The 8,785-nt window shown below is 76.3% G+C and carries 4 protein-coding genes; all 4 read right to left on the bottom strand.

The window, feature by feature from the left end:
• Positions 1 to 412: 412 nt before the first annotated feature.
• Complete coding sequence (locus tag GCU69_RS33390; protein WP_235978172.1) at positions 413 to 2,593, bottom strand: ATP-binding cassette domain-containing protein; 2,181 nt, start codon at positions 2,591 to 2,593, stop codon at positions 413 to 415.
• On the bottom strand, positions 2,590 to 4,779 hold the full coding sequence (locus GCU69_RS02790; RefSeq protein ID WP_408055752.1) for an ABC transporter ATP-binding protein: 2,190 nt from the start codon (positions 4,777 to 4,779) through the stop codon (positions 2,590 to 2,592). Before GCU69_RS02790 ends, GCU69_RS33390 begins: the two co-directional genes overlap by 4 nt.
• Before the next feature lie 439 nt (positions 4,780 to 5,218).
• Complete coding sequence (locus tag GCU69_RS02785) at positions 5,219 to 5,350, bottom strand: SapB/AmfS family lanthipeptide (protein ID WP_156205029.1); 132 nt, start codon at positions 5,348 to 5,350, stop codon at positions 5,219 to 5,221.
• The gene (lanKC, locus tag GCU69_RS33385; protein WP_235978171.1) at positions 5,347 to 8,388 is read right to left on the bottom strand and encodes a class III lanthionine synthetase LanKC; all 3,042 of its coding nucleotides are present in this window, start codon (positions 8,386 to 8,388) and stop codon (positions 5,347 to 5,349) included. Before lanKC ends, GCU69_RS02785 begins: the two co-directional genes overlap by 4 nt.
• Positions 8,389 to 8,785: the final 397 nt, after the last annotated feature.

The raw sequence follows: 8,785 nt of genomic DNA, 5'->3' as shown, positions 1-8,785 counted from the left end.
CGCCGCCGGGCGGGTTTCCGCATCGCGCCGGGCGGGTTTCCGCGTCACCGCCGGGCGGGTTTCCGCGTCCGCCGGGGCGGTCCGTGTAGGGCCGGGCGGGGTCGCTTGCGCGCCGGGCGGTTTCTCAGGCACGTGGGACGAGTTCGCTTGCGCGCCGGGCGGGTTCGTACGAGCCCGGGCGGTCCGCGTACGAGCACGGGCGAGTTTCCGCGTCGCCGCCGGTCCGTCCGCGTGGAGCCGGGCGGGTTCCCGTGCGCGACGGACGAGTTCGCATGCACGCCAACGAGTTCGCACGCATGCCGGACGGGTTCGCGTGCGCGCCGAACGGGTTCGCGTGCGCGATGTGCGGGTTCGCGTGCGCGATGTGCGGGTTGGTGTACGGACGTTCCGGCGCCGCGGGTCGTACGGGATCTCAGAGGCGGGCGGTGTGCCAGCGGCCGACGAGGTCGCGGTAGAGGTCGGACCGGGCGGGCAGTTCCTCGTGCCGGCCGCAGACGGCGTGCACGCCGTCCATCACCAGCACCCGGTCCGCCCGGCGCGCGGAGCTGATCCGGTGGGCCACCACGATCAGCGTGCCGGGGCGCCGGGCGAACGCCCGTTCCGCCCGTTCCTCCGCCACCGGGTCGAGATGGCAGGTCGCCTCGTCCAGCAGCACCAGCGGCGCCGGGGCGAGATGGGCCCGTGCGAGCGCGACGAGTTGGCGCTCGCCCTGTGAGAGCACGGCCGGGTCCACGACGGCGTCCAGCCCTCCGATCCGTTCCGCGACCGGTCCCAGGCCGACCGCCTCCGCCGAGGCGAGCACGGCCGCGTCCGGAGCACCGTCGGGGCAGAGGTAGAGGAGGTTCTCGCGCAGCGTTCCCGTGAAGACGTACGCCTGCTGGGGGATCAGCACCCGCTCGCGGGCCGCGTCGGCGGCGGACGGTGAGATGCGCGCCGGTCTGCCGCCGACCCGCACCTCGCCCCGGTCCGGCACCAGCAGCCCGGCGACCAGCCCGGTCAGGGTGGACTTCCCGATGCCGCTGGGCCCCACCACCACCAGATGCTCGCCGGGCGCCACGGCGAGGTCGAGATCGCGCAGTACGGGATGGGCCCCGGCTCCGTACGCGAAGGTGACGGACCGCAGCTCGACGGCGGGCACGGGGGGCGCACCCGGCGTCGCGGACGCGGACGGTGCGGACGACGCGGACGGCGCGGACGGCGCGGACGGCACGGAGGGCGCCGGGGGCACCGGGGCGAACGCGGGACGCACGGGGGTGCGCGGGGAGCCGGACCGGCCGGGGGCGCGCCCGGGTGATGTGAGGGCGGCTCCGCGGGGCGCGAGCGCCGGTTCCCGGGGGGCGGATCCGCGGCGGGCGGGTTCCCGGGGCGCGGGCTCGCCGGATGCGGGCTCGCGGAAAGCGGGCTCCGGATCGGCGGGAGCGGGGCTCGCGGGTCCGGGAGACGGCAGGTCGGAGGGCGGCGGGTCGGAGGGCGGCCGGGCGGAAGAGGGCGGGACTTCGGGCAGCGGGTGGCCGGGGGGCGCGACTGCCGGGTCGGCGGGGCCCCGGGGCGCGGCTGCCGGGCCGGTGCGCTCCTCGTCGGCACCGCCCATGAGCCGGTCCAGGATGACCAGCAGCCGCGTTCCGGCCGCGCCGAGGGCCGTCATCAGGGTCTGCAGGGCCGGGAGCAGGGACTGCGTCAGATAGGTCAGGGCGCCCAGCAGCTCGCCGGCCGTGACGCCGCCCCGCAGCAGCCAGGGGGTGGCGAGGACCAGCAGCAGCACCGGCAGTTGCCCGGCGACACCGAGCGACAGGGTGCGGGCCGCGGCCCACCGGGCGAGTGAGCGCGCGGCCCGTACCTCGGCGTCCGCCAGCCGGCCGGTACGGTCCTCCGCACGGTCCTCCGCGCCGCAGGCCACGACGTCCCGCAGGCCGGTGGCGACGGCTCCGTACGCCTCGGCCAGGTCCTCGTCGGCCCGCAGGTAGTCCTGTTGGCGAGCCGCCATGGGCAGCAGTGTGGCCAGGAACAGCGCCAGGCCGAGGAGCAGCGGCGGCAGGACGACGACGAGCAGCAGCGGGGCGAGCGCGGCCAGGCCGGCCAGTGCCCCGGCGGACGTGAACAGGAACGAGCGGGCGACCAGCACGAGTCCGGCGAAACTGTCGCGGGCGGTCTCCGTCTGGTGGGTGAGCCGTGAGACGACGGCGCTGTCACCGGAACGGGCCGGGTCGGCGACGGCGTCCCGCAGGGCCGTTCCGACGACCCGGCGCAGCAGTCCGTCGCGGAGCGGTTCGACGAGGTCGGCCAGGCCGCGGAAGACACCGCGGTTGGCCAGGCCGCCGACGACGATCGCGACGGCGGCCACCGCGAGCCAGGCGAGTCCGGTGCCGGGGTCGCCGTCGAGGAAGCCCCGGTCCAGGGCCTGGGCGACGCCGTAGCCGCCGAGGAAGGTGTGCGCGGACTCCAGCAGCGACCAGCCGCCGAGGGTGACCAGCACCCGCTTGCGGGCTCCGAGGAAGCGCCGGGCACGGGGCAGCACCCGGCGCAGCGGGCCCCGCGCGCGCCGCGCGGGACGGATCCGCGCCGGGCCCGGGCCTGCCGGGCGGCCGGGCGTCATGCCGTTCCCCCGGATCCCCCGGGACGGCTCCCGGAGCAGGAACAGGAGCCGGAACAGGAGCCGGAGCCGGAATCCACGACACCGGGGGCGCCGGGGACCCCGCCCGGGTGGGAGCCCGGGTCCACGCCCGGGTGGGAGCCCGGGTCCACGCCCGGGTGGGAGCCCGGGTCCGCCCCGGAGCCGGGATTCACACCGCGGCCCGGGTCCGCGCCGGGGTCTCCGTCCGTCTCGGAGTCCGTCGCGGAGCCCGGACCGGGGTCCTTCACAGAGCCCGACGCGGAACCCGGACCGAAGCCCGGACCGGAGTCCTTCCCGGAGCCCAGGTCGGAGCCCGACGCGGAGCCCGGACCGGAGTCCGTCACAGAGCCCAGGTCGCAGCCCGTCGCGAAGCCCGGTTCAGAGCCCGGACCGGAGTCCGTCACAGAGCCCGGGTCGGAGCCCAAGCCGGAGCCCGGGTCGGCGAAGACCGCGCGGTACTCCGGGCGGTCCCAGAGGACGTCGTGCGGGCCCACCGCCCGTACCCGCCCGTCCTCCAGCCAGACCACCAGATCGGCACGGGCCGCCGACGACACACGGTGGGCCACCAGCAGCCGGGTGCCCGCGCGGACCTCGCGGGTCAGGGCCCGGCCGACCTCCAGTTCGGTGACGCTGTCCAGGCTGGAGGTGGCGTCGTCCAGCACCAGCAGCCGGCCCGCGTGGGCGAACGCCCGTGCCAGGCCGAGGCGTTGCAGCTCACCGCCGGAGAGCGGCGCATCGGCGAGGGCGGTGTCGTACCCGGCGGGCAGCAGCCGGACGAAGGACTCGGCTCCCGCGGCGCGGGCCGCGGCGGCGATCGCGGGCCTGGGCGGCTCGCAAGCCCCGAACCCGATCGCGGCGCCCACCGTGTCGCCGAACAGCACCGGGCGTTCGAACGCGTAGCCGACCTCGCGGCGCAGTTCGTCCCGGGCGACGCGCTCCAGCGGGACCCCGTCCAGCAGCACCCGGCCGCTGTCCGGGTCCGCGAGCCGGCCCGCGACGGCGGCCAGCACGGACTTGCCGGAGCCGGAGCGGCCGACGACAGCGGCCGTCGCGCCGCCGGGCACGGTCAGGTCCACCCCGCGCAGCACGGGAGCCCCGCCGCGTACGACGGTGACACCCCGCAGTTCGAGCCGGCCGTGCCCGCCCCGGGGCAGCCGCTCCCGCCCGTACGGCACCGGCGGTACGGCGAGGAGTTCGGCGGTGCGCCGGGCGGCGGCCCGGCCCCGGACCAGGGCGTTGAGCTGTCCGACGACGGCTCCGACACCAGCGGCGAGGGCGGCGTAGCGGGACGCGGCGAGGAGTTCGCCGACGGTCAGGTGCCCGGCGGTGAGCCGGAGACCGCCGACGGCCAGGACCGCGGTGGTCAGCAGCGGCACCAGGATGCCGCCCTGGGTGACGGCCCGGCCGTACACCTGCCACATGCGGCGGCCCTGCGCGGAGAGTTCGGCGAGCGGTGCCAGCACCCGGGCGTGTTCGAAGCGGGCGGTTCCCGCGGCGGCGACGGTCCGCGCCCCGGCGAGGGTCTCCATCAGCCGGGCGGCGATGTGGCCCTGGATGCGCTGGTAGCGGGTGACGCTGTCGGAGGAGCTGCGGACGAAGGCCCGCAGCAGCAGTACCAGAACGGGCACGCCGGCGAGGAAGGCCAGCGCGGTCGGCGCGTCGACGAGGACCAGCGCGACCAGTCCGCCGACGGGGAGCACCAGCGAGGCCGCTGCGGTGGCCGCGGTCGCGGGAACGGTGCCGGCCTCGGCGGCGTTGCCGGTGAGCCGGGTGACCAGGTCGCCGGGGGTGAAGCGGGCGGCGCGGTGCGGGCCGAGGGCGAGCAGCCGGGCCGTGCCGCGGCGGCGCAGCCAGGCAGTGCCGTGGGCGTTGGTGACGCCGGTGGTGTACGCGGCGAGGGCGTCGAGCAGGACCTCGGCCGTGAGCAGGGCCGCGCAGAGCAGCGCCCAGCCCCGCGCGCCGCCCGCACCGGCGAGCAGCAGGTCGAGGGTGTGTCCGAGCACGGCGGGCAGGGCGAGGGTCGCGGCGGCGGAGGCGGTGGTGGCGAGCGCCGTCAGGAGGGTCCGGCCGAGGGTGAACCGCGCGGCTCCGGCGAGCAGTGTGCGGGCCCGGGGCGTCTCGTGCGGGCCCGGCCCGGGGACGGCGGACGGCTTCTCGCCGGGCGGTATCGCTCCGGGCGGTCCTTGGGCGGGTGGTACCTCGCCGGACGGTTCCCGGCCGGCCTGCTTCCGCCCGGCCGGTTCCCGGACCGGCGGTTTCCCGGCGGGCGGTCTCCCGGCGGCAGGCTTCCCTGCGCACGGTTCCGTGACGGCGGGCCGCGCGGCACCCGGCCCGGGTGCGACCGGTCCGGGTGCGACCGGTCCGGGTGCGCCCGGTCCGGGTGCGCCCGGTCCGGGTGCGACCATTCCGGGGTCCGGGGTGCGCCCGGCGGAGGGCTCGGTGGGCATGGGCGCGCTGTCCTCCCGTCCTCGCGTGCGCCGCTCCGGCCGCGTGGCCGTACGGGGTCCTTCCCGGCGCGGTCCCGGACGGAGTTCCGCCCGGGACCGCTGAGCCTGTACCGCTTCCACGGGGCTCCGCCCAAGGGAGGGGGAGCCCCGTGGGCGGAGGTCAGTTACAGGTGGTGACGCTCAGGCTGCTGTCGCCGCAGAGCAGCAGGCTCGCGCGGCTGCCGCCACCTCCGGTCATCTCGGCGTTCTCCTCCTGCGGGGTCTCCAGCGTCTGAAGGTCGAGAAGCGTCATGAGCTTGTCCTTTCGTCGGTGTCGTCCGTGGGGACGGGGATTTCTCGGGTACGGCCTCCGGCGGAGACCGGCTTGTGGGGCCGCGTGAGCGGCGGGAGGAAGGGCAGGTGCACGGGCTGGTCGTGCAGCGCGCTGCCCAGGGCGAGCAGACAACCGGCGGTGCCGGTGCTCAGGTCCATTGAGAGACGCATCATCTGCTCGCCGGGGAAGGCGAGTTCACCGCGGTACGGAACGGCGCCCCAGGAGAGCGAGGCGATCTGGCGGCGCAGCGCGGCCTGTTCCGTCCCCGGACCGCCCGTGGTCGTGCGGGCCAGGTGCAGGACCATGCCGGCCGCGCCCCGGAACAGCCCGGGCTGGGCGTAGAAGCGGGCCTGGGCGGCCTGCACGATCTCGCCGCGCGCCCGGTCGAAGGCGTCGTTGTCGCGGTGCGCCAGCCAGTCGTCGAGGACCATGCCGATGCCGACGCTCCCGGCGCCGAGGTACGGCATGGTGCGCCTCCCCTCGTCGACCTGGAGCGCCCCGCCGGCGCCGCGCACGCAGCGGGCGAGGTCGCGGTCGAGGGCGTCGGCCGCGAGGTCGAGCAGTCCGGGGTCGCCGGTGCGTTCGTGGAGGCGGAGGAAGAGCAGCGCGGTGCCGGTGGCACCGTGCAGAAGACCGGCGCGCGGGGACGGCTTGGCCGCCGCGGCGGTCCGGTCCGCGACGAGGCGGGCGATGCGCACGGCCTCGTCGTGCAGGGCGCTCTCACCGGTGCTCGCCGCGAGGGAGTCGAGGGCGAGGCCGAGCCCGGCGAGGCCGCTGTGCAGGTCGAGGGCCATGCCGGTGCGGTCCTGGGCGGTGATGGTGTCGGCCAGTTCGAGGGCGGGCCCGGTGTGGCCGAGCCGGTCGAGGGTCCAGGCGATGCCGGAGAGACCGTCGTAGAAGCCGAGGGGGGTGCCGGAGGGCGGCCGGGCGGCGCGCCGGAGCAGCCATTCCTCGGCGTCCTCGCAACGGCCGCCGCCGGTCTCGGCGAGGGCGTGCAGCACTCCGGCGGCTCCGTAGCCGTAGGTCGCTCCGCCGCCGGGACCGAACTGGGCGATGTCCCCGGGGAAGTAGCGGTCCTCGCGGTGCGGGGTGGCGGAGGCGAGCACGGCCCGGACCATGGAGTCGCGGCTGCGCGGCCAGTCGGCGGGGTCGACGGGGAGGTACCGGCCGCGACCGGCACCGGCGGGCCCGCGGCGCCCCGCTCCGGGGGCGGTGCGGCCGGCGCCGGCTTCGTCCGTACGAACCGCGCGGACACCGGCAGCACCGGCCGCGCCGGACTCTTCCGTGCGAACCAGGCGGCCCTCTTCACGCACCCCGCGGGCCTCTTCGGCACGGACCGCACCGGCCCCTTCCGTGCGGACCGCACCGGCCCCTTCCATGCGGACCGCACCAGTCCCTTCCGCGCGGACCGCACCAGTCCCTTCCGCGCGGACCGCACTGGACTCCTCCGTACGGATCTCCCCGGACTCCTCCGTACCGGTCCCGCCGGGCCCGTCGCCGTGGTCCGCTCCGGACGACCCTTCGGAGGGATCCGTCCCGGCGGCCGTGCGCGCCCCGCCGGGGACGTCGCGCGGGATCTCGCCGGGCGCGTCCCGGAGGATCTCGGTGACGGCGGCGTCGAGGAACGCGGGGTCCACCGGGAACTGCTCGGCGGCGATCTCGGCGAGATGCGCCGCCTTGCCCCGGTCGATGGCGAACAGGCTGGTGAGCGGCAGGAACAGGGCGATCCGCAGACAGGCGAGGGCGTACCGGTCGACGTCGGTGCCGCGGCGGCCGGCGGGGGCGACGAAGCCCGGGTTGGCGACGACCTGACGGCGGTTCTCGGCGGCGGGCGCGGCGGCCTCGAAGTCCAGCAGCACGACCGAGGACTCGTCCTCGGAGACCATGATGTTGAACAGGTGCAGGTCGTTGAAGACGACGCCCCGGGCGTGCACGGCGTCCACGGCCTCGGTGACCAGTCCGTGGATCCGCAGCGCCCACGCGGTGTACTCGGCGAGGCGTTCCGGGCCCGGGTCCGCCTCGATCAGCGGGTGGCGCCGGGCGAAGAAGGTGTTGAGGGGCCGGCCGTCGATGTGTTCCAGGACCAGGAAGTGGTGGTCGCCGAGGGTGAAGGTGTCGCGCACCTCGGGGGTGTACGGCAGCCCGGCGAGTCTCTCCAGGGCGGCGCGTTCGCGTTCCAGCCGGGTGACGGCGTCGGCGCCGTCGGCCGCAAGCCCGGCGTGCGGCCGGCCCTCCTTGAGGACGACGCGTTCACCGGTGCGGGTGTCGGTGGCCGCGTACACCCCGCCGCCGTTGGAGAAGTGCAGGGCGCGCTCGACGCGGTACGGGACGGAGGCCGTCGTGGCCGTTCCGCGGGCGGCGAGATGCTCCTCCAGGCAGGCGGGCAGCTCGACCCAGTCGGGGACGTGGAAGGCGGGGTCCCGGCGGTCGGGGACGAGCCGCCCGCGCGGGTCCTCGACCGCGGGGCGCAGGACGCCGTCGGCGTCGTAGGTGTTCCGCTCGGTGAAGCTGCCGTAGCGCACGTACACCGGGCCGTTCCCCCAGCGCAGATCGCTGAGGATGTACGGGCCGGGCTCGCCGTCGAGCAGTTCGGCGAGGTCACCGGCGATCTCGCGGAAGCGGTCGTCGGACGCCGGGTAGACGGTGACGAACTTTCCACTGCCGCCGCGGTCGGCGTACTTGGCGTTGCGGGTGTGCAGCAGATGGCGGCCGGGGATGAACTTGAAGGCGATCTCCCGCGGCACGCAGTAGTCCCAGACCTTGGTGAGCACCTTCTCGGCGTTGTCCAGACAGGCCGAGACATGGATCTTCCAGCCCTGGGCGGGCAGTCCGGCGCCGCCGGGCGGGCGGAAGGCCAGCCAGTCGCCCGAGCGGTTGCGCTGCCAGCCCGGCGGGGTGTCGCGCAGGGCGTGTTCGTAGAGGGCTCCCGGGGCGCCTTCGGAGTCGGCGGGCAGCCGGTGCGGTGCGTCGTAGAAGTGTCGGTCCGCATCGCAGAAGACGGCGTAGCCCTGATCCATGGCTCCCCTTCCCGGTCTTCCCGGTCCCGGCCGGCCCTCGTGGCGGCGTCGACCCGAGACTTCCACCGGTGGTGGAACGGGCAACAGTCACGCCTGTCACCAACCGCCCGTGCAGAACGCACAAGTAACTTCCCGTCGCCCCGCAGCCGCCCGCCGTCGTCCGCCGTCACCCGCCGTCACCCGCCGCCGGTTTCCGGAGCACCGCTCTTCCCGCGCAGCCCCCTTGACCGGGCTTCCGGGGCTGCCCGAGGCTGTGTGAAATCGATTTCTTCGGCGAACGGTGGGAGGCCCGGTGCGGCACAGCTCGGACGGCAGCGCGGACAACGGGACGGACGGCGGTACGGAGCGCGGGAGGGGACCGGCGGAGCGCGGGACGGGACCGGCGGCGGCCGGCCGG

Origin of the sequence: Streptomyces lycii, assembly GCF_009735685.1 — a bacterium.
Classification (GTDB): Bacteria; Actinomycetota; Actinomycetes; order Streptomycetales; family Streptomycetaceae; genus Streptomyces; species Streptomyces lycii.
The sequence above is the reverse complement of the archived record's forward strand: the minus strand, read 5'-3'. Positions and strand labels throughout refer to the sequence as shown.

Bases quoted from the DNA above. Each gene is read 5' to 3' on its own strand.
- GCU69_RS33390 (WP_235978172.1), bottom strand. From the start codon at position 2,593: ATGACGCCCGGCCGCCCGGCAGGCCCGGGCCCGGCGCGGATCCGTCCC.
- lanKC (WP_235978171.1), bottom strand. From the start codon at position 8,388: ATGGATCAGGGCTACGCCGTCTTCTGCGATGCGGACCGACACTTCTAC.
- GCU69_RS02785 (WP_156205029.1), bottom strand. From the start codon at position 5,350: ATGACGCTTCTCGACCTTCAGACGCTGGAGACCCCGCAGGAGGAGAAC.